17 protein-coding genes and 1 other RNA gene are annotated in these 19,649 nt (G+C 35.9%); 6 read left to right on the forward strand and 12 right to left on the reverse strand.

Going from position 1 to position 19,649, the window contains the following annotated elements; translation table 11 throughout:
* Positions 1-19: 19 nt before the first annotated feature.
* Positions 20-1,369 (reverse strand): NADP-specific glutamate dehydrogenase, encoded by a 1,350-nt coding sequence (gene gdhA, locus JZO76_RS11670; protein ID WP_206904654.1) that lies wholly within the window; start codon positions 1,367-1,369, stop codon positions 20-22.
* A gap of 124 nt (positions 1,370-1,493) precedes the next feature.
* Between gdhA and JZO76_RS11675 the strand changes: the two genes are divergently transcribed.
* The gene (locus JZO76_RS11675; protein WP_206904657.1) at positions 1,494-2,756 is read left to right on the forward strand and encodes an NAD(P)/FAD-dependent oxidoreductase; all 1,263 of its coding nucleotides are present in this window, start codon (positions 1,494-1,496) and stop codon (positions 2,754-2,756) included.
* Between the two features lie 261 nt (positions 2,757-3,017).
* Here the strand turns inward: JZO76_RS11675 and ybaK are convergent, their stop codons facing one another.
* Genes ybaK through JZO76_RS11690 form a run of 3 tightly spaced genes read right to left on the reverse strand, consistent with a single transcriptional unit; the run spans position 3,018 to position 5,488 of the window.
* Positions 3,018-3,503 (reverse strand): Cys-tRNA(Pro) deacylase, encoded by a 486-nt coding sequence (gene ybaK / locus JZO76_RS11680; protein WP_206904671.1) that lies wholly within the window; start codon positions 3,501-3,503, stop codon positions 3,018-3,020.
* Positions 3,504-3,509: 6 nt separating this feature from the next.
* Complete coding sequence (aroD, locus tag JZO76_RS11685; protein ID WP_206904673.1) at positions 3,510-4,265, reverse strand: type I 3-dehydroquinate dehydratase; 756 nt, start codon at positions 4,263-4,265, stop codon at positions 3,510-3,512.
* 53 nt (positions 4,266-4,318) lie between these two features.
* Positions 4,319-5,488: a class I SAM-dependent rRNA methyltransferase gene (locus JZO76_RS11690; protein ID WP_206904675.1), complete on the reverse strand. Its 1,170-nt coding sequence runs from the start codon at positions 5,486-5,488 to the stop codon at positions 4,319-4,321.
* Between the two features lie 209 nt (positions 5,489-5,697).
* Here JZO76_RS11690 and JZO76_RS11695 point away from each other — a divergent pair, with 209 nt between their 5' ends.
* Together JZO76_RS11695 and JZO76_RS11700 are read left to right on the forward strand one after the other, a co-directional pair.
* On the forward strand, positions 5,698-7,809 hold the full coding sequence (locus JZO76_RS11695) for a sulfatase-like hydrolase/transferase (protein WP_206904677.1): 2,112 nt from the start codon (positions 5,698-5,700) through the stop codon (positions 7,807-7,809).
* Between the two features lie 106 nt (positions 7,810-7,915).
* Entirely contained in the window at positions 7,916-8,647 is a 732-nt protein-coding gene (locus JZO76_RS11700; RefSeq protein WP_206904680.1) for a hypothetical protein, read from the forward strand.
* 836 nt (positions 8,648-9,483) lie between these two features.
* Here JZO76_RS11700 and JZO76_RS11710 read toward each other — a convergent pair.
* From JZO76_RS11710 to JZO76_RS11720, 3 genes are read right to left on the reverse strand one after another with little or no spacing between them, the layout of a single operon-like run.
* The gene (locus JZO76_RS11710; protein ID WP_206904684.1) at positions 9,484-10,947 is read right to left on the reverse strand and encodes a sensor histidine kinase; all 1,464 of its coding nucleotides are present in this window, start codon (positions 10,945-10,947) and stop codon (positions 9,484-9,486) included.
* Positions 10,947-11,663, reverse strand: coding sequence for a response regulator transcription factor (locus tag JZO76_RS11715; protein ID WP_206904686.1), 717 nt, complete (start codon positions 11,661-11,663; stop codon positions 10,947-10,949). The genes JZO76_RS11710 and JZO76_RS11715 overlap by 1 nt, the downstream gene beginning before the upstream one ends.
* A gap of 9 nt (positions 11,664-11,672) precedes the next feature.
* Positions 11,673-12,014: an SdpI family protein gene (locus tag JZO76_RS11720; RefSeq protein WP_206904688.1), complete on the reverse strand. Its 342-nt coding sequence runs from the start codon at positions 12,012-12,014 to the stop codon at positions 11,673-11,675.
* A 386-nt stretch (positions 12,015-12,400) separates the two neighbouring features.
* Here JZO76_RS11720 and JZO76_RS11725 point away from each other — a divergent pair, with 386 nt between their 5' ends.
* Together JZO76_RS11725 and ssrA are read left to right on the forward strand one after the other, a co-directional pair.
* On the forward strand, positions 12,401-13,171 hold the full coding sequence (locus JZO76_RS11725; RefSeq protein WP_206904691.1) for a Cof-type HAD-IIB family hydrolase: 771 nt from the start codon (positions 12,401-12,403) through the stop codon (positions 13,169-13,171).
* A 74-nt stretch (positions 13,172-13,245) separates the two neighbouring features.
* Positions 13,246-13,609, forward strand: a transfer-messenger RNA (tmRNA) gene (gene ssrA / locus JZO76_RS11730).
* Between the two features lie 205 nt (positions 13,610-13,814).
* Here ssrA and JZO76_RS11735 read toward each other — a convergent pair.
* The 3 genes from JZO76_RS11735 to JZO76_RS11745 form a co-directional block, all read right to left on the reverse strand.
* Entirely contained in the window at positions 13,815-14,573 is a 759-nt protein-coding gene (locus JZO76_RS11735; protein ID WP_206904692.1) for a hypothetical protein, read from the reverse strand.
* A gap of 558 nt (positions 14,574-15,131) precedes the next feature.
* The gene (locus JZO76_RS11740; RefSeq protein WP_206904693.1) at positions 15,132-15,359 is read right to left on the reverse strand and encodes a hypothetical protein; all 228 of its coding nucleotides are present in this window, start codon (positions 15,357-15,359) and stop codon (positions 15,132-15,134) included.
* 223 nt (positions 15,360-15,582) lie between these two features.
* The gene (locus JZO76_RS11745; protein ID WP_206905317.1) at positions 15,583-16,053 is read right to left on the reverse strand and encodes a GAF domain-containing protein; all 471 of its coding nucleotides are present in this window, start codon (positions 16,051-16,053) and stop codon (positions 15,583-15,585) included.
* Between the two features lie 149 nt (positions 16,054-16,202).
* On the opposite strand from JZO76_RS11745, the gene JZO76_RS11750 reads away from it, so the two are divergent.
* Positions 16,203-17,270, forward strand: coding sequence for an endonuclease/exonuclease/phosphatase family protein (locus JZO76_RS11750; RefSeq protein ID WP_206904694.1), 1,068 nt, complete (start codon positions 16,203-16,205; stop codon positions 17,268-17,270).
* 94 nt (positions 17,271-17,364) lie between these two features.
* On the opposite strand, the gene JZO76_RS11755 is transcribed toward JZO76_RS11750, so the two are convergent.
* Together JZO76_RS11755 and JZO76_RS11760 are read right to left on the reverse strand one after the other, a co-directional pair.
* Positions 17,365-18,879, reverse strand: a complete 1,515-nt coding sequence (locus JZO76_RS11755; protein WP_206904695.1) for a helix-turn-helix domain-containing protein — start codon at positions 18,877-18,879, stop codon at positions 17,365-17,367.
* A gap of 195 nt (positions 18,880-19,074) precedes the next feature.
* A complete protein-coding gene (locus JZO76_RS11760) occupies positions 19,075-19,641 on the reverse strand; it encodes a TetR/AcrR family transcriptional regulator (protein ID WP_206904696.1) in 567 nt (188 codons plus the stop codon).
* Positions 19,642-19,649 lie beyond the last annotated feature (8 nt).

A 19,649-nucleotide genomic window follows, 5' to 3' on the forward strand; every position in this document is an offset into this window, starting at 1 on the left:
ACCAACCTGTTTGCCAGCTTTAGACAAGTCCTTGTGCTAACATTGCTTTTGCTACTTTAGCAAAACCGGCAATATTGGCTCCCATCATTAAATTATCCTTCTTACCGTAACGTTCCGCCGTATCCCGACAATTTTGATAGATATTTAGCATAATCGCATCCAACTGGCGATCAACTTCTTCTTTACTCCATTGTTGTCGTTGTGAATTTTGCGCCATTTCTAACGCTGAAACGGCTACCCCGCCAGCGTTAGCTGCTTTGCCTGGACAATAGAAAATATTTTGTTCAATAAAATATTCCGCAGCTTCCATCGTGCACGGCATATTGGCACCTTCTGCGACTACCTTCACGCCATTATCAGCCATTAATTTTGCTTTTTTAATATCAATTTCATTTTGCGTAGCACATGGTAGGGCAATATCTGCTTTAACTTCACTATCCCAGACTGATTCTCCGTCAAAATATTGCGCATTCGAACGATTTTTAACATAAGCTGTTAAACGTTCCCGCTGAACTTCTTTGACCTCTTTTAATAAGTCTAAGTCAATGCCTTCTGGATCATAAACATAGCCACTAGAATCAGAGACAGTCACGGCTTTTGCACCAAGTTCCATTAGCTTTTCAATCGCATAAATCGCTACATTTCCGCTCCCTGAAACAATAACTGTTTTATCTTTAAAGCTGTCTTTTTTATCTTCTAATAAATGTTTGACATAATAAACGACACCATAACCGGTTGCTTCAGTCCGCCCCTTACTTCCCCAAAATTCCAAGGGTTTTCCAGTTAAAACCCCAGCATCGTATTGCTTTAAGCGTTTATATTGGCCAAACAAGTAACCAATTTCTCTAGCGCCAACACCAATATCTCCAGCTGGAACATCTGTATCTGGGCCAACGTGTTTGGCAAGTTCCGTCATGAAACTTTGACAAAAACGCATGATCTCATTATCAGATTTACCTTTAGGATCAAAATCAGCACCGCCTTTACCACCACCGATTGGCAAATCTGTCAAACTATTTTTAAAAATTTGTTCGAAAGCTAAAAATTTTAAAATACTTAAATTCACACTTGGATGAAAACGCAAGCCACCTTTATATGGTCCCAACGCCGAGTTGAATTGAATCCGGTAACCACGGTTTACTTGCCAATTTCCGTTGTCGTCTTGCCACGGTACACGAAATTGGATTACGCGTTCTGGCAACGTAATCAATTGTAGCAAATTATTTTTTTGATACTCATCATGTTCTGCTAAAAAAGGCTCAATGGTTGAGAAAAATTCATCTGCAGCTTGTAAAAATTCTGTTTGATCACGATCTTTTTCGTGAAGACTTTGTTGGACTTGTTGAATATACTCTTTTGCGTTTGTCATAATTTCCCTCCAAGTAAAATATTTGTCACGTTTTTATTTTACCAAAAAACGTCCTTATCGTCAGAATTATTTGATAATAGAACAAACTTAAAAACTATGCTACACTTTTGCCAGAGGTGAAATCATGGAAAAAAATTACGATGTAATTGTGATCGGAGCAGGGCCGGCTGGCATGATGGCTGCCATTAGTGCAGCTGAAAATGACGCAGAAGTTTTATTAGTAGAAAAAAACAAACGCCTGGGTAAAAAAATGCTCTTAACCGGCGGCGGCCGCTGTAATGTGACGAATAATCGCCCCGTTGATGATTTAATTACCCACATCCCGGGTAACGGAAAATTTTTATATAGTACCTTTGCACAATGGAACAATACTGATATTATGGAATTTTTTAGCAGTCGCAATGTAGCGCTAAAAGAAGAAGATCACGGACGGGTATTTCCTGTTACCGACCGCGCTAAAACAATCGTCGATGCCTTATATGAAGAGTTAAAACGCCTTCACGTTACCGTTTTAACTAATACTAGCGTTACCAAGTTGGTTCATGATGACACACAAGTTTATGGGATTCGTTGTGATAAAGAAGAATTTAACGCACCTTGTATCATTATTACAACTGGCGGTAAAACCTATCCTGGAACTGGTTCTACCGGGGATGGTTATAAAATGGCCAAATCCTGCGGACATACGGTTACCCCTCTTTTTCCAACTGAGGCTCCATTAATTTCAGATGCTGCATTTATTCAAAGCAAAACTTTGCAGGGTCTATCCTTACAAGACGTTAAATTAAGTGTTTTAGCGGGCAAAAAAATTGTAACGAGTCATACAATGGATTTACTTTTTACGCATTTTGGTCTCTCTGGTCCAGCTGCTCTTCGCTGTTCCTATGCAATAAATCAAGAACTGCGTAACGGTGCCCCACATGTTCCAGTCTGCTTGGATTGTTTTCCTAAACAAACCAATGCAGAGCTGTTAGCGGACTTATCCTTACGATTGGAAACGAAAAAGAGCTTAAAGAATGCCTTATCACAGTGGTTACCAGAACGCCTATTGCAATTTTTTCTTAATCAATTAGATTTAAATGATATGACTGCTGACAAAGTGACCGTAGACCAATTGGAAAAATTAGTCTTACTTGCCAAAAATTTTGAAATTCCCATTATTCGTACTTTTGCACTGGAACGTGCTTTTGTTACTGGTGGTGGCGTAAATTTAAAAGAGGTGATTCCAAAAACTTTAGCAAGTAAACTTTGCCAAGGACTATTTTTTGCCGGTGAAGTATTGGACGTCAACGGTTATACAGGTGGCTATAATATTACAACTGCTTTATGTACAGGCCATGTAGCTGGCAAAAATGCAGCAGAAGTTGCCAGCTGGCAAAAATATTAATCAGAAAAGTGCGTAAACTTCCCCTAACGCTAACATAAGCGCAAAATTTTTGGAGAGTTAAGGAAAAAAAGAGGTCGTTTGAAAAACTAGACATAAACAACCTGTTGTCATCAGGTGATTTATTCATGTGAACACTTCATACTTTTCTGATGGCTTACAAAAAAAACACGATGTCAGGTGTGTAAAAATCTCAAACTCAAGCTGTTAGATTTTTGCTCTAACTTTTTGAACTCGGGATAAGTCTGATATCGTGTTATTTATCTATTCGATTAAATCAACAAGTTCTCCTTGTACTAACCCTTCTAAATCCCCCACAGCAATTTCTAGTTGCAAGCCACGCTTGCCTGCAGAAATTATTATAGTAGGAAATGTTTTTGCTGTTTGATCAATAAAAGTTGGAAACAACTTTTTCATGCCAATTGGCGAACAACCACCTCGAATATAGCCTGTTGTTTGTTCCAAGTCTTTTAAATGTAGCATGTCAACTTTTTTATTGCCACTGGCTTTAGCCAGTTTTTTTAAATCCAGCTCATGATTACCTGGAATTACTGCGACAATTACACCGGTCTTATTGCCGATGGCTACCAACGTCTTAAAAACTTGAGCGGGGTTTTGACCTAATTTTGTCGCTACCTCTGCTGCGCCTAAATGATTTTCACTCCACTCATAAGAATACTCATGATAGGCAATCTTTTTTTGCTCCACCAAGCGAATAGCATTCGTTTTAACTACTTTCTTTTTTGCCACAACAACTCACTCCTCTAGTGACAAAGCCGCTAAAATTCGGGACATTTCTGTAATATCGATTTGCCCTGGTGCAGAACTTTCTTCTAATGCGGCAAATGTCATGACTGACCCCATCAACTCACCTGCAACCCGCGTAATTTTACCTAAATCCCCCATGGCAATTAAAATAAGCGGTACACTAGCTAAGCCCTGCATTTTTTGAGAAAGGCCCATAATTTGCAATACATCTTTTAAAGAATGGGGCATTACCGCAATTTTTCCAAAATCAGCATCAAACTGGCGCATTACGCCTAATTTCATGACTAATTCTCCATCAGCTGGCGTTTTGTCAAAATTATGACTACTCAAAAGCAGTGCTGTTTTTTGTTTTTTTAACTGATTTAAAAAGCCTCGGCCTAAAAACTCAGCTCGCTCCAATTCCACATCAACAATATCAACCAAGCCGCTTTCGGCTACCGCAACATAAAGATTTTGGTATTCCCGTAACGATAAGTCAGCTTTTCCGCCTTCTTTTAATGTTCGGAAAGTAAATAGGAGAATTTTATCTTGTAACGCTGTTTTAAGATGAGATAAAACTTCTAATACAGCGCTTTGATTTGAAAAGTCTGTAAAATAATCCACACGCCATTCTACTACTTCACAAACTGAAGTTGCTGCCAATTGTGCTTGTGCTAAGAGTGTTTGACTATCTTTACCGGTAAGTGGCACACAAATTTTCGGCACGCCCTTACCAAAGGTTACATTTTTTAACGTAACTTGCATTTTTTTCGCCCCTTTTAACATTCATTTTCATTCTCAGCCGTAACTGAGGTCTGTTATTGTTTCACTTGATAAATTAAAACTTTCAAATAATTGCCCTCTAAAAATGTTTGGCTTATATGAAAATCAGCTGGCAAACGTTTTATGTCCAATAATTTGTAGTCAACCTTGGCAGTAACAAACTCTTTTTCAATCATCTGTTGGAATTTCTCTAAGGTAACATTAGCCGTATTGGCAGAGGCGATGATGATTCCTTCATCCGTCAAAATTGGCAGACTGTCAGCGATTAACTGACCGTAATTATTTTTTACTTTAAAAACCTGTTTTTTATTGCGGGCAAAACTTGGCGGATCTAAGACAATTACATCGTATTTCAACCCTTTTTTTAAAGCATAGGAAAAATAATTGAAAACGTCCATCACATGAATTTTTTGTGCTGCTAAGTCAAGTCCATTTACCTCAAATTGCTCCCTTGTTTTTGGCAAACTACGCTTGGCCAAATCAACGCTTGTTGTATGAAGTGCTCCCCCCATAGCTGCCGCGATTGAAAATGCTCCTGTATAACTAAACATATTTAAAACCGTTTTTCCAGCTGCTAGACCATCTACTAAAAGGCCCCGTACTTGTCGCTGATCTAAAAAGATTCCTGTCATTAACCCTTCGTTTAAATAGGTCGCAAAATTGACAGAGTTTTCTTTTACAATTAACGGTTCTGGTGCTTTTTTGCCATATACATATTGCGATTCTGGCAGCTCACTGTGAAAGCGAATCTTCTCATAGGCGCCTAAAACTTCCGGATAAATTTCTTTAAAGGCAGCGACAATTTTATTTTTTTCTTCATATAAAGTATCGTTGTACCAAGAAAAAACAACATAATGGTCATACCACTCGATTGTAATCCCCCCTAGCCCATCACCTTCACCATTAAAAATGCGAAATGCCGTCGTTTTTTCGTCATTAAAAAATGCTTGGCGAATTGCCTTGGCTTTGGCAAATACCTGAGTATAAAACCTGTGATCAATGGCTTCTTCTTGCCAAGTTAGCGCCCAACCGATACCTTTATTTTGTTTACCAAGATACCCCTTGGCCAAAAAATTGCCTTTTTGATCCATAAAGTCCACCCAGCCGGATTTCATTTTTAGATCTGTGGCAATATCATCTGCTTGAATTAATGGATAGTGTTGGCGTAATTTTTTAACGCCGAATTTATTCATTTGAATTTTCATACTTTCACCTGCTCTTCTTTCAAAAAAAGTATAGCAAAAATAACAGCATTTGTCTGTGCTTTATGAAGTTAAAGAATTACTTAATTAATTGGCCTTATCACAATTTCAATTGACAGAAAAAAATCAGATTAGTAAAATGTAAACAGTGTATATTTTCATTTTTTCATTACAGCTTGCAAAAGCAGACTTGGAAAAGGAAGGATAAAACAGTGAAAAATATTAAAACTCCCGCTTTCTTAAATAAACGGCTGGGCTTCTTTACCTTATTAGCCGTTCTTTTTTGGGCCAAAAACATTTTTGCCTATTTTGTTGATTTTAACTTAGGCATTGAAAGTATGCGTCAATACTTCATCTTATTCATTAATCCAATCGCGACAACTTTATTCTTGTTGTCCATTGCATTATATGTCAGACGCACAAAAGCTTCTTATATAACTATGATGGTGATTTACTTTTTGATGTCGTTATTGCTTTTTGCTAACGTTTCATATTACCGTGAATTCACCGACTTTATCACAATTAATACCATGCTTGGAGCTGGTAAAGTTGCTAGCGGTTTAGGTGAAAGTGCCATTCGCTTGTTCCGCCCTTATGATTTACTTTACTTCGTTGATATCTTGGTACTTGTTGCCATGCTATTTGCTAAAAAGATTAAGATGGATGATCGTCCCGTTCGCGCGCGGATGGCATTTGCTATCTCCACGTTATCTGTGATGATCTTCTCTGGTAACTTATTCTTAGCTGAAGTTGATCGCCCAGAATTATTAACGCGAACATTCTCTCGTGATTATTTGGTCAAATATTTAGGGATTAACGCTTTTACCGTTTATGACGGTGTTCAAACCTATCAAGCTTCTCAAGTTCGGGCTCAAGCAAGTGCCAATGACATGAAAGAAGCCCAAAGCTATGTCAAAAGTCATTATGCAGCACCAAATAGTGAATACTTTGGGATGGCCAAAGGCAAAAACGTTATTTACATTCATTTAGAAAGTACGCAACAATTTTTAATTGACTACAAATTAAAAGATGCTGAAGGTAAAGAACATGAAGTAATGCCATTTATCAACAGTTTATATCATAGCAAGAGTACTTTTAGCTTTGATAATTTCTTCCATCAAGTGAAGGCCGGAAAAACTTCGGACGCTGAAACATTAATGGACAACTCATTATTTGGTTTAAATCAAGGTGCTTTGATGACCCAATTAGGTGGAAAAAATACTTTCCAATCTGCGCCAAACATTCTAAATCAAACACTTGGATACTCCAGTGCCGTCTTTCATGGTAATGCCGGAACTTTCTGGAATCGAAATGAAACGTATAAACGTTGGGGCTATCAAAACTTCTTTGATGCTTCTTACTACGATGTAAATGACAGTAACTCATTCCAATACGGTTTACATGATAAGCCATTCTTTGAACAATCTGTTAAATACTTGGAACAATTGCAACAACCGTTTTATTCAAAATTTATTGCCGTTTCAAACCACTTCCCTTACTCACAATTTACAAATGATGAAGCAGGTTTCCCAATGGCAGATACAAACGATGAAACAATTAACGGCTACTTCGCTACAGCTAACTACTTAGATCGCGCAGTGGAAGAATTCTTCCATTACTTGAAAGCTAGTGGCTTATATGATAACTCTGTAATTGTTTTATACGGTGATCACTATGGTATTTCAACTTCACGGAATAAAAACTTAGCTGAACTATTAGGTAAAGATAAAGAAACATGGACAGGTTTTGACGATGCTCAAATGCAACGGGTTCCTTATATGATTCATATACCTGGTCAATCAAAAGGTGGCATTAACCATACTTATGGTGGTCAAGTTGATGCCTTACCAACCTTATTACACTTACTGGGTGTGGATACCAAAGATTACATTCAACTAGGTCAAGACTTACTTTCAAAACAACACGAACAACTTGTAGCTTTCCGCGATGGTGATTTTGTTACTGACAAATACACTTATTACGGTGGAACGCTATACGATAACGCAACTGCTCAAGCGATTACTGCTCCAGATGAACAGTTGAAAACACAAGTTACAAAATGGAAAGATGAAGTTGGGAAACAATTAGCAACTTCTGATCAGATCAATAATGGTGATCTGCTGCGTTTTTATACCGGTAATAACTTAAAAGAATTAGATCCTGAAAAATTCAACTATAAAAATGCTTTGGATCAATTAGGCAAACAAGAAAGCAAATTAGGGAATAAATCAACTAGTGTCTATTCCGAACATGGGAATAAATCAACTCAAGATTTATACCAAACTAAGACCTACAAACAATACGAAGCAGAAGGTCATAAATAATTTATAAAAAGAAGTTTCGGTTTTTAACCGGAACTTCTTTTTTTTGCAAAAACAACTTCATACTTTATTCAAACTCACCTCGTATAATTTTTATGAGGTGAAAAAGATGCGGACAGTTCATTATGCAGTTGCCAGTTTACGTTACCATAAAAAAATCTATCTTCCTTATTTTATCGTACTAGTTCTTTTGACTGTCGCACTATTTTTTGCACTGTGTTTAGTCAATTCAGCTCAGGCCATTTACTATGGTCTCCAAGATTTACTTGCCAACAACCCAATTAATGAAAATAAACAATGGAGCGCCCCACTCCAATTTTTCTTTACACAAATGAAAAATATTTATTGGTTGGTGGTGTTAGGAACAGTCAGTTTGCTAACGCTGTTTACCTTCTTGTTTTCTGGTCATGCTTTTACTCGCCGCAAACGAGAACTACAGACTTTTTTTACTTCAGGTCGCTCTCATTTACGAGTTGCGTTGCAAATTGCTTACGAGTTTGTTTTACCCGCGCTTTTCATTGTTGGCTGTCTAATTTGCCTTGTTTTGATTTTCCAGCCACTAGTACAACGCCTTTGTGAATTGATTCATACCCATACTGCACAAATCATTCGATCCAATGATTTAGCAAATCTAAATAATAATATAAAATTTGGAGTCCGCTTACCAAAGGACTACCCGCTTTTAATTCAGACAGTTTTCATTAGCAATCGTGATTGGCTACAAATTTTTACTAAAACAGCTTGGCAAACGTTACTTTTATTGCTAATTAACTTTGGTATTGGGTTACCCCTTGGGGCTTTATTAGCCAAAATACGCTTATTAAAAAAGAGCATAAATTGATTCGTCATGATTCCATCATTAAGAAGCTATTGAAGTAAATAATTGTTATTTAGTTTGCGCAAAGGCTATTTATGTAAAGTAAAGGAAGTGTTTTTATGGAAAAAATTAGCCAACAAAATTTTAAAGTTTTTTATGGTAGGACGTTATCAGAAGCCCAGCAAAATTTTCAGCGAGAATTACAACGTCTCACAGCAGATGTTGGCAAAATCAGCTTAACTCCTGATTTTATTCCTTACCTTTCGATAACTGAAAATCTATTAATGGGCTTTCCCAATAAGTTTTATAAACAAAAAATTACCGAGCTGCCCTTAGCCAAAGAACTTCAAATCACCGCTGGACTTTTAAACAAAGAAGTCGCAAGCTTAACTATGGTAGAAATCATTCAGTTACAGCTTTTTCGTGCTTTATTAGCAAATAATAAATTTATCTGTTTTGAAGATATCACCACCGCCTTAAATATCCCGCAACGTCAACAACTCTTCAACCTTTTTCGCGATTTGATTGAAAAAGATGACTTGGTAATCTATCTTTTAACCACCGATGAGGCATTAGTCGATAATTTAAAACAAGTAGAANNTTCTACTTGTTTTAAATTAAATAAGGCTTTAATAATATCCGCAGCTTTTAGTCATAAGGCAAGAAAATTAAAATTGTTACTTAAATTTTTGAATTTTCGGTTTATGATCAATAAAAGCTAATTTGTAAAGGATAAGCTAGATAATCTAACGCAAAGAAATTTGTTGCCATAAAAATTTTATACGTTTCGAGTCGTTATAATTATAGTTATAAAAGAGGAGTAAATCCCGCAAAAGCTTCAAGGGGGATTTACTCCTCTTTTATTTTTCTTTCGTATCGTCAACAATTTCAATATCTGGGAAAGTAATGGTAAATTTCGTTCCCTCATTTAATTTACTTTCAACTTTGATGGTCCCTTTATGCAGACGCACCAGCTGTTGGACAATTGGTAAACCTAAACCCGATTCACCAAATTTACGATTTTTTCGAGAAGGATCTGCTTTGTAATAACGATCCCAGATGTTACGTTGTTGTTCTTCGGTCATGCCGATGCCAGTATCTTGAATCTCTACGATCGTTTCTAAGTAGCCTTTTTTCAAATTCACATAAATATCGCCATCTTGCGTGAACTGAATAGCATTTTGAATGATGTTGACCACCACTTGAACGAAACGATCATAATCAGCATATACTTCGATGGGTTCTTTAACCTCAAAGTGCAGCTTATCTCCTGCCGCTTCAGCTTTAGCCTCTAATTGGGTTGAAATATTTTTTAAAGCTTCGGTACCATTAAATTTTTTAACTACAATTGAGATTTGATTGGTCCGGATTTTTTCATAGTCCAAATTTTCATTGACGAGACGTATTAAGCGTTCTGTTTCATTCTTCATCAAACGGACTGCATTTTCCTTTTGATTTTCAGGAATGGCGTTGTACTCTAGCCCCTCTAGTAAACCATTAATAGTAGTTAACGGTGTACGCATTTCGTGAGAAGCATCTGCCATAAACTGTTTACGCCGCTCTTCTTGCCGTTCGATTTCTTCTTGTGATTCCTTTAAAGAAACCGTCATTTTATTAAAATCATCTGCTAGTTCGTCAAATTCATCTTTATCGTGAACGGGCAGCTGTACATCAAAATTTCCACTGGCAATTTCTTTAGTCGCCTTTTTCATGCGATTAATCCGCCGTACCTGCATACTAGCGTAAAAATAGCTGATGATTAATGCAATCACACTTGAAATAATAAAACCTTTAAACAAGTTCAAGGTAACTGCGTTCACGCTATCTGAAATGTTTTTTGCCGGCTGCGTCACAATTAGCGCACCGTAAAATTCCCCTTCTAAATTAAAAGGAACCATAGCATAGGAGGTAACTTCATGTTCACCAAATACATTGGTATCTGAAGTTTTTTTCTGTCGCTCGCCAGCTTTTAACGCCGTCCACTGCGTTTTGGTAATCGAAAAATGAACGTTAGCATTCGTGGGGTAGGTAGACTTGCCACTTTTATCCACAAAAACAAAATTAACGTCTTGTTGATTTAACGCAAGTTCTGTAAACATCAAAGAATTATGAAGACTTTCATCTGGCGTTGTAGCCCCAGCATTGGGCAACTCCGCATAGTTTTGCGCAGTTTTAGCCACCGATTCTGCGTAACCGAATAATTGCCGATAATTATTATCTTCCATGGTCTGTTTGGTCAATTGGGTAAAAGAAATACCAACAATTAATAAAATTACGGCAATTACGACCCAAAAAGCCATTAACTGCTGATAAAGGTAGCGCATTATGCCACCCCAGAATCATCAAATTTATAGCCAACACCCCAGACCGTTTGAATCACTTGTGGTCCTACTTTTTCAATTTTTTGACGCAATTTTTTAATATGAGCGTCTACTGTGCGCTCATCCCCAAAGTATTGGTAATCCCAAACTAATTCCAGTAACTGTTCCCGTGAAAAAACTTGACGCGGTTTTTTCGCTAAAGTATAAAGTAAGTCAAACTCTTTTGGTGTCAATCCGTCAATCAGGGTATCATCTAAATAAGCTTCTCTGGTTTTCGTGTTCATTTTGAAGTGTTTTGTGACAATATCAAAAGTCTCATCATCATCTTTTTCTGTAGCTACTTTTTCCGCCAGCTCACTACGGCGATGTAAAGCCTTCATACGCGCAATCAGAGTCAATGGACTAAAGGGTTTGGTCACATAATCATCTGCCCCCATCTCTAAGCCAATCACTTGATCACTTTCTGAGTCTCTAGCCGTCAACATGATAATCGGTACAGTCTTGGAAATTTTACGAATTTCCCGCGCCACTGCCATTCCGTCTAAACCGGGTAAATTTAAATCCAAGGTAATCATGTCCCAGTGTCCAGGTTGTGCCAAAAAAGCGTCTAAACCTTCTTGCCCATCATATTTAAAAGTTGCTTCCCAACCTTCATTTAGAAAAAACATCTGCATCATTTCTGAAACAGCTTCATTGTCTTCAATCATTAAAATATTCATTTTTGTCCCCTACCTTTCCTTCTCTTTTGCTGTATGGCGACGATCAAAACGCTGTAACAGTTCCTCTGTTCCAGCAAAAACACCAATAATCGGTAATGGAATTAAAAGCATTTCCGCAATAAAATAATTGGTATTCCCCGTTTCTTTTAGTAAATATCCAATCAATGTACAAAACAAGCCAATCCCTAATAAAAAAAGGCCATTTATTTTCTGAGCATACCGCCAATTTCCAACATTTTTCTTTGCTAAAATTGAGGGATAGCCGTAAATTGGATTTGGCTTTTTCGCTGGAAATAAAAAGAAACAAAAGCCAATAACCAGCATAATGACGCCAACGTATAAAAAAATCACAACTGCTTCACTCCTTGCCCATAGTATAACTGAAATTTATAAGCAAGACCAACAACTTCACATTTTCTTCAAGCAAGCTTGCCGATTTTTTCACCCTTTGCTAAGAAAAATACAAAGAACACACTTTAGATTTGACTGTTGCCTTTTATATGCGCCAATAACTGTTAAATGGCACTATCAAATCCATTTATAAATCGGCTTTCTAAAAACTACTCCAATTTTCTATTTCGCTTACTTTTCCAGTAAAATTACTAGTAAGCCTGTGATTATTTTGCTAAAGTGATAAGGAAGATTAATTTATTTTTTGGTAGTTTGACTAAAACATATGACCTATGCCTTGTTATCTACCTCAGCTTTATTCAACTCGCAAAAAAGGAGAAATGCAAATGACTTATAAAGCCACTGCTTTTTTTGATTTAGACGGTACTTTACTAGATGATAAATCGCAAGTCCGTCCTGAAATTAAAGAAGCCATGACACAATTAAAAGAAAACAACATCTTACCGGTAATCGCAACCGGACGAACTGAAGTTGAAGTTGCAGCGATTATGAAAGAGGCCAATATCGATAGCGATATTATTATGAATGGCGCCTTTATTCGCGTCGCTGGTGATATTATTTTTTCAGATGTATATGATAAAGAACTAATTAAAGAAGTTTACGACGCCGTTAAAGAAAACAACGATGTTATTTCTTTTTACAATGAAAAGGAAATCTGGTGTAATGCGCACAATGAATTTTTGCTAGGTGCCTATGACTTTATCCACACCCCTGTTCCGCCTATTGATCCAGAAGGTTATTTAACCAAACCCGTTAACATGCTCCTTGTCTTAGGCCAAGACAATGACACCTATTACACGAGCCAATTTCCACAACTGAATTTTTATCGTAATACCCCTTTTTCTCTTGACACTGTTAAAAAAACTGTTTCAAAAGGTAACGCTGTAAAAATTCTGCAAGAAAAACTACAATTGACTGACGTTCCTTCTTACGCTTTTGGTGATGGCCCCAACGACTTAGCTCTTTTTGAGGCTTGTGATATTAAAATTGCCATGGGTAATGCAGTTGACGTATTAAAAGAAAAAGCTGATTTTATTACGAAAAAAAATACCGAAGGCGGCATTATCCACGCCTTAAAACATTTTGAATTAATTTAGTAAAAAAGGTTGCCAGACTTTTCACAGTCTGGCTTTCATGTTATAATTATTTTTGCTGTAATGCCCTTTATTTTGGGGACGTTACGGATTCGACAGGCATAGTTCGAGCTCGAATGGCGCTTCGTAGGTTACGGCTACGTTAAAACGTTACAGTTAAATATAACTGCTAAAAACGAAAACTCTTACGCTTTAGCTGCCTAAAAACAGTTAGCGTAGATCCTCCCGGCATCGCCCATGTGCTCGGGTAAGGGTCTCAAATTTAGTGGGATACACTAAGTTTTTCCGTCTGTAAAACTTAGCAGAGATTATCAGACTAGCAACGTAAAAAGCCTGTCTCTCGGCGTTTTACTAAGCGAATTTCAAAAGAGCGGACTATGAGCGTAGTCTTTTGGGTGGCGATGTGTTTGGACGCGGGTTCGACTCCCGCCGTCTCCATAAAAGAAGTGCAAAATCACAAAAGTGGTTTTGCACTTCTTTTTTTAATCTGCCAGTCATTTTTATTTGGCGCTTGTCATATCAATGAAACATGATTATAAAGTCGACGCCCTTCAAAAAAAACCATGCTCAAAAGAAGATCAACTCCTTTTAAGCATGGTTTGTATAGATGATTATATTTTTAACAATAAAATGAAAACTAATTTTTCTAGCTCGCTTCTACTGAAGGAATAGCGTTATGTTCCAGCACTAGGTCTCTCACTTTTTTAATCTCAGCAAGAGAAGTAGTTGGAAACGAAAGAACAATATCTACATTGGCTGGTAAGCAGCGCAAAACTTGTCGCCAGTCAACAAAGCCACAATCTGGTGTTGTTATGACCGGTAATTCATTAATATATGTAACATCTTGCAAAAAAATTTCTGTGATATACTCTTTTAGCATGTCTACGGCAACTTGCTCATCTTCTCCAACAAAGCGCCAATTTCCAAGATTAAATAGATAGCCTAGATTAATAGGAAGTACTTTAACTGCTAAAAGAAACTCTGCAATCTTATCAAGTCTTCCTGATGGATAAGCTTGATCGTTGGTTACTGTAATTGTAATGGCCAATGAATCTAATTTTCTAAGGGCTTTTAATCCAGCTGGGCTATAGTCACCAATCGTTAAAATTAGCTCTGTTGCTCCTAAATTTTTAGCTTCCATTAAATAATGCGGCACCATTTTATTTAACCGGCCCATTTTAAACAATTCATCTTCAATAACATAACTAATTTTTAACCCTAATTTTTGTGCCATGGCCACTATTTTTTTTATTTCATCTGTTTTTGTTACTTCTTCAAGCATTTTGTGGTGAATAGTGATTCCTTTAAAACCCATTTTTTGCAAATCAATTAATAGTATTTCTTTTGTGTAGCCCATGCTTTCATCCAAAAAAGTTACATCAAATATAAGATTTGGAGCATTCACCTGTGTTGTCCTCCCATTTTTAAAGCGTTTTTATATCCGTTATGGTAAACCGGTTACTTAAAAATGTCAAATTTGATAAAAAAACAAATATTTCCTTCAGTTTCTTTGCCAGTATAATGATACCAATAGTCCAATTATTTTAACATGACAAAACAATAAATATTTTTTTGCAAAGATTAATCTCTTTAACTAAATTTAGTGCACTATTTCATATTGATTGTCCCGTAAAAAATGATTTATCCGCTGTTATATTTTTGTCACTTTTGTCTTAATTTTTGCCAAACTGTAAAAAAAGTTCATCATTATGTAATTCCTTTGCATGTTAAAATGATAAAAAAGGAGGTCTTTAATTTGGAAAAACTATTTTTTATCCCTTTTAACTGGATCTATTCTTTGTTGTCTTAAATAAAAAGTTAGCTCAGGTGTATGGCACCTCTTTAACTATCGCAGGCTAAACTATAAAAAGACTTCAAAAAGCAGTGTATTCTTACAAGCTACTTTTTGAAGTCTTTTTTTGATTTTTAGACTCCTGTTTTTTTCTAAAAATCTTAGTTTGGCTTAACTAAAGAAACATTCCACTTCAGCTTTGCCATAAACCTCTGAGTATTTCACAACAACTTTCCCAAAGCGTTCTTGAATTTCATCATGATCAACCAAATCATATTTTTCAACGCTTAATACTAGACAATTCTCCAATTTTTTAACAACTTCACCAATAACACGACGTTGTAGTCCGACTGGTTTACATTCATATACATGACCTAAACTAATATTATCTCTGTTCATTGTTTCTCCTTTTATAACTTTATTTTCATTATTTTATAATATAAATATACCATTATTTAATTATACTGCCAAGTGTTTTTAACAAAAAAGACAAAAAAACTCTGAAAACAGCTCGTAAAGACTGTTATCCAGAGTTTTTTAAACTAATAAAAATTAAAAAGTATTAATTTTTAATGAATTGTTCTTCGTATTGTCTGTGTAATTTTTCTTTTAGCTACTTTGTTTATTGCATTAGTAGTTGTGCATATTCTTCTAAAAAATTTTGATCAATTTCATCATAGCTACCTGTTTTACTACTATCAAGATCTAAGACTCCGATTAATTCATTATTCTTAACCAAAGGCACGACAATTTCAGACAGCGCAGCAGAGTCACAGGAAATATAATTTTCATGTTCTTTCACATTGGCTACGATAATTGTTTGTCGTTTTTGAGCGCTTTCACCACAAACACCCTTCCCCATTTGAATGCGGGTACAGGAAACGCGCCCTTGGAATGGTCCTAAAATTAACTGATCATCTTTAAAAAGATAGTAGCCAGAAAATACAGTATCCGGCAAGGTTTCCTTTAATAAAGCAGAGGAATTGGCGAGATTTGCCAATAGATCATCCTCGATTTCAAGTAATCCTTTTTGTTGCAGTAATAATAATTCATAAGCAGCTATTTTTTCTTCTTTCGTCCAAGCCACGCACATCACCTCTTGTTGGGGATTATACCCCAAACTGCTTGAAAATACTTCATTAAAGTTAACTCTAGTAAAAAAAATCTAAAAAATAATTCGTAAATTCAATCGTGTGACAGTTTTTATGATTTTGTGTAGGATAACTACCAGGAGGTAAGAAAATGAAAAAATGGTTGAAAATAATTTTACTACTCATAGGCACGTTTCTTTTAGTAGTAAGCGGATATTTAGGGTATGTCTTTTTGAGTTATCATCGTATTGCCGATAATGTAAATTTAAATGTCAAAGCCCAGCAAGAGAAAACCCTAGCAACAAACACAAATTACCGCGCACTAACGTATAATATTGGCTACGCTTCTTATCCACCGACTTACAGTTTCTTTATGGATGGCGGGACACAATCCCGGGCTGATAATAAAGGGATTGTTTATAAAAATCTGGCAGGAATTACCAAATCCGTAAAAAAACAAAAGCCAGATTTAGTCTTCTATCAAGAAGTTGACGAAAATGGTGATCGTTCTTATCACGTTAACGAAGTAAATTTGCTCCAACAAAAATTTGGTAACTATAATAGTGTCTATGGGGTAAACTATGACTCACCTTATCTCTTCTACCCTTTTTCTGAGCCCATTGGCAAAACAAAATCTGGCTTAGTTACGTTGAGTAAGAGTTCATTAATGCAGGCCAAACGCTACCAGCTGCCCATTGATAAAGGCGTCACAAAAATTTTAGACTATGACCGTGCCTTTACAGTAACAAAAACTCCTGTCAAAAATGGTAAAGCATTAGTCTTAATTAACATTCATTTATCAGCATATACCAAAAACAAAGCTATTCAAAATGCACAATTAAAAAAACTCACAGATTTTTTGACAACAGAATATGAAAAAGGCAATTACGTTTTAGTTGCCGGCGACTTTAATCACGATATTTTAGGAGATGCTCCTGCGGTTTTTGGCACTGCCAAAACGCCTTTGACTTGGACGCATCCTTTTCCAAAAGACAAGTTACCCAAAGGATTTCATATTCCCGTAAACAATTTAGCAACTGCCAAAGTTCCTTCTGCGCGAAATTTAAATGAGGCTTATAAAAAAGGCCACACCTTCGTGACTTTGATCGATGGCTTTATTGTTTCAGATAATATTGCGGTTAAAAATGTCGCAGTGGTAGATACAGATTTTGCTTATTCTGATCACAATCCTGTCACGCTTGATTTTCAATTAAAATAAATATTACTGGTATGCTTTTAAAAGACCGAATAATTTAAAAATAGCCACTGCTATCTTTAAAATAATTCGGTCTTTTTTACCGCTAAAACACTTTTTAAGATACCTTTTCCGCTAATTCGGTCATATTTTCAGTTAATTCACTGACTTTTTCTTGTATTAAAAAAATATTGTGCCAAGACAAATACGAGTCGATATGTAGCACAGCCAAATTATCATCTAGTTTCAAGTCTTCTGTGGTTAAAATTAAGTCATAGTGGCTAATTTCTGTCATGAAGTCTTTTTCAGCTTGATTTCCTTGCACTATTTCAAAATTACCATAAATTTTTTTGGTAATCTGCATAGCTAAGTAGCTTTCTGCGGTAGGCGACAAACTCGAAAGCAGCAAAATCTTAACTCTCTTGTGACTTAATTTTATTTTTTTCATCCAATCTGGTACAAAGGTGATAAGCCAGTATACATAAGCAATAATGAAGTCTTTTTCAAAATAAAAATGATAGCTCGTGGCAATATCTGTTACTAATTGTTTAATTTTCTCTACACCAAAGGGATATATTTTTGCCATTGCGACAACGAAATCTTTTTTATCAAGACGAAGAATATTTACACAAGTACCATCAGTTGCATAGAGAAAAGAAAAATTTTGCAAAATACAACTAAGCTCTATTTGTTCCTCTTTTGTTAAGGGTTTTGTCAACAGTCCACTAAACTTGGCAACCAGTTGCTGGTGAATGGCAAAATGAGTCTTGCCGCGTTCATTATTTTGCAAAATTGCTGCCAATTGATTTGTGTTCAAAATTAAGCTGTCACTATATAAAAGCCAAAATGAATCTTTGCAATTTTGCTCATCATAAGCAAAGTTAAAAGCTTGAAAAACCAACTGCTGAAATTGTGTTGCCACACTTCCTGTTGGTAATGCAATACCTTCATTTTGTAGTTGCCATTTTGAGAAATGATGGTGATTTTTAATCCGCCATAAGCTAATGTATAAATTATAAACCAAACGATGAACAAAAATATGTTTTTGTAAAAAACCATTTTTTTGAAGAAACGCTTTTACAAAGTCGATCAACAGATTTTGTTGCTCTTTTGTAAGGGTTGGCAAACTAATTTCCAATTGATAATTTTTTTCTGAAAAATAACGATAATAGAGTTGCCGAATAGTACTTTCTTTTCCTTCCAAGCGTAAAGGGCGATGTTTTAATTCAACGCCGATTTCTTTTAGAGCAGCTTGAATTTTTTTCAAGTAACGTTGCGTATTGGAAACACTTAAATATAATTCTCCTGCCAGTTCGGTAATATTATCGTGCTGCTCGTATAATAAAGCCTCAAAAATCTGAAACTCCGAGGATCGCCGCAAAAATTCAGCATACAAACGACTAACGGAGGATGATTTTTGCATTTTAAGCTGATGTAATCCTTTATATTTCTCAATTTGTGCGATATCTTGTTCTTCATTAATCAGACGTATATCGTTTAATAAGACTGGTAATGAACATTGCAATTCCTTTATTAGCGTATCTGTTGGTAGTCCATATTGACTTTCATGTAGTAATTCTAATAAGTGTAAATGCCGTAGCATGCTTTTACTTAGTAGTGACCTTAAGTTCATCAAATCGCCCCTAACCCCATTTATTTCGTCTCTCTTTATTCAGAGTAGCAAAATACAGCTATTTTACAATCCTCCATCAAATAATAGTAAAGAAATCCCCCTTTATGAGATTTTCTTACCACAATAAAAAAGCCTTTTAGCTAGCAGATAGCCATTATTACAATTTGGCTACTTCTACTTTACTAAAAGACTTCATTAATTTTGTTTGGCGATATGTTGGGTTAGATTGTCTACTAAATCATTTAGTTGCAACAACATAACTTTTTCTTGCTGCACTTCAATGAAACGGCGATGGGTCAGCACACTTCCAATTAGAAGTAGAAAATACTTCTCTTGTAATTGCTGTTGCTGACTTGTAGATAACTGGCATAATTTGGGGTCAGCTTGAATCAAATCATAAAAGAATTGTTGGGAAATTGTTTGAATCGTACGACAAGTTGTGCTCTTTTTTTTAGGATAAAAAAAGATATGTAAAAACAATTCATAACATTTCTGATTATAAACGACAAAATGTAAGGCAAAGTCAGCTAAACCATTCGCATAATCGACTTTTGCAAAACTTTGATTAATTTTGGCAAAATAATTGATGACCAATGCTTGTTTTAAATCATGCATCGAATCAAATTGTTTGTAAATTGGCTGGGTACTCATTTTCATATAGTCGGCTAAGTTACGGGTCGTCAATTCATCAAAGCCATATGTCTGAACAAACTTTGCGGCTTTATCTAAAATCATTTTTTTCGTAAATTTTGTTTTCCTCATATAACTCC

Origin of the sequence: Candidatus Enterococcus myersii (assembly GCF_017316025.1) — a bacterium.
Classification (GTDB): Bacteria; Bacillota; Bacilli; order Lactobacillales; family Enterococcaceae; genus Enterococcus_C; species Enterococcus_C montenegrensis.

Coding starts and splice junctions, on each gene's coding strand:
- JZO76_RS11710 (WP_206904684.1), bottom strand. CDS start 10,947: ATGCGCTACCTTTATCAGCAGTTAATGGCTTTTTGGGTCGTAATTGCC.
- JZO76_RS11745 (WP_206905317.1), bottom strand. CDS start 16,053: ATGTGCGTGGCTTGGACGAAAGAAGAAAAAATAGCTGCTTATGAATTA.
- JZO76_RS11750 (WP_206904694.1), top strand. CDS start 16,203: ATGAAAAAATGGTTGAAAATAATTTTACTACTCATAGGCACGTTTCTT.
- JZO76_RS11700 (WP_206904680.1), top strand. CDS start 7,916: ATGCGGACAGTTCATTATGCAGTTGCCAGTTTACGTTACCATAAAAAA.
- JZO76_RS11690 (WP_206904675.1), bottom strand. CDS start 5,488: ATGAAAATTCAAATGAATAAATTCGGCGTTAAAAAATTACGCCAACAC.
- gdhA (WP_206904654.1), bottom strand. CDS start 1,369: ATGACAAACGCAAAAGAGTATATTCAACAAGTCCAACAAAGTCTTCAC.
- JZO76_RS11675 (WP_206904657.1), top strand. CDS start 1,494: ATGGAAAAAAATTACGATGTAATTGTGATCGGAGCAGGGCCGGCTGGC.
- JZO76_RS11740 (WP_206904693.1), bottom strand. CDS start 15,359: ATGAACAGAGATAATATTAGTTTAGGTCATGTATATGAATGTAAACCA.
- aroD (WP_206904673.1), bottom strand. CDS start 4,265: ATGCAAGTTACGTTAAAAAATGTAACCTTTGGTAAGGGCGTGCCGAAA.
- JZO76_RS11760 (WP_206904696.1), bottom strand. CDS start 19,641: ATGAGGAAAACAAAATTTACGAAAAAAATGATTTTAGATAAAGCCGCA.
- JZO76_RS11755 (WP_206904695.1), bottom strand. CDS start 18,879: ATGAACTTAAGGTCACTACTAAGTAAAAGCATGCTACGGCATTTACAC.
- JZO76_RS11725 (WP_206904691.1), top strand. CDS start 12,401: ATGACTTATAAAGCCACTGCTTTTTTTGATTTAGACGGTACTTTACTA.
- JZO76_RS11715 (WP_206904686.1), bottom strand. CDS start 11,663: ATGAATATTTTAATGATTGAAGACAATGAAGCTGTTTCAGAAATGATG.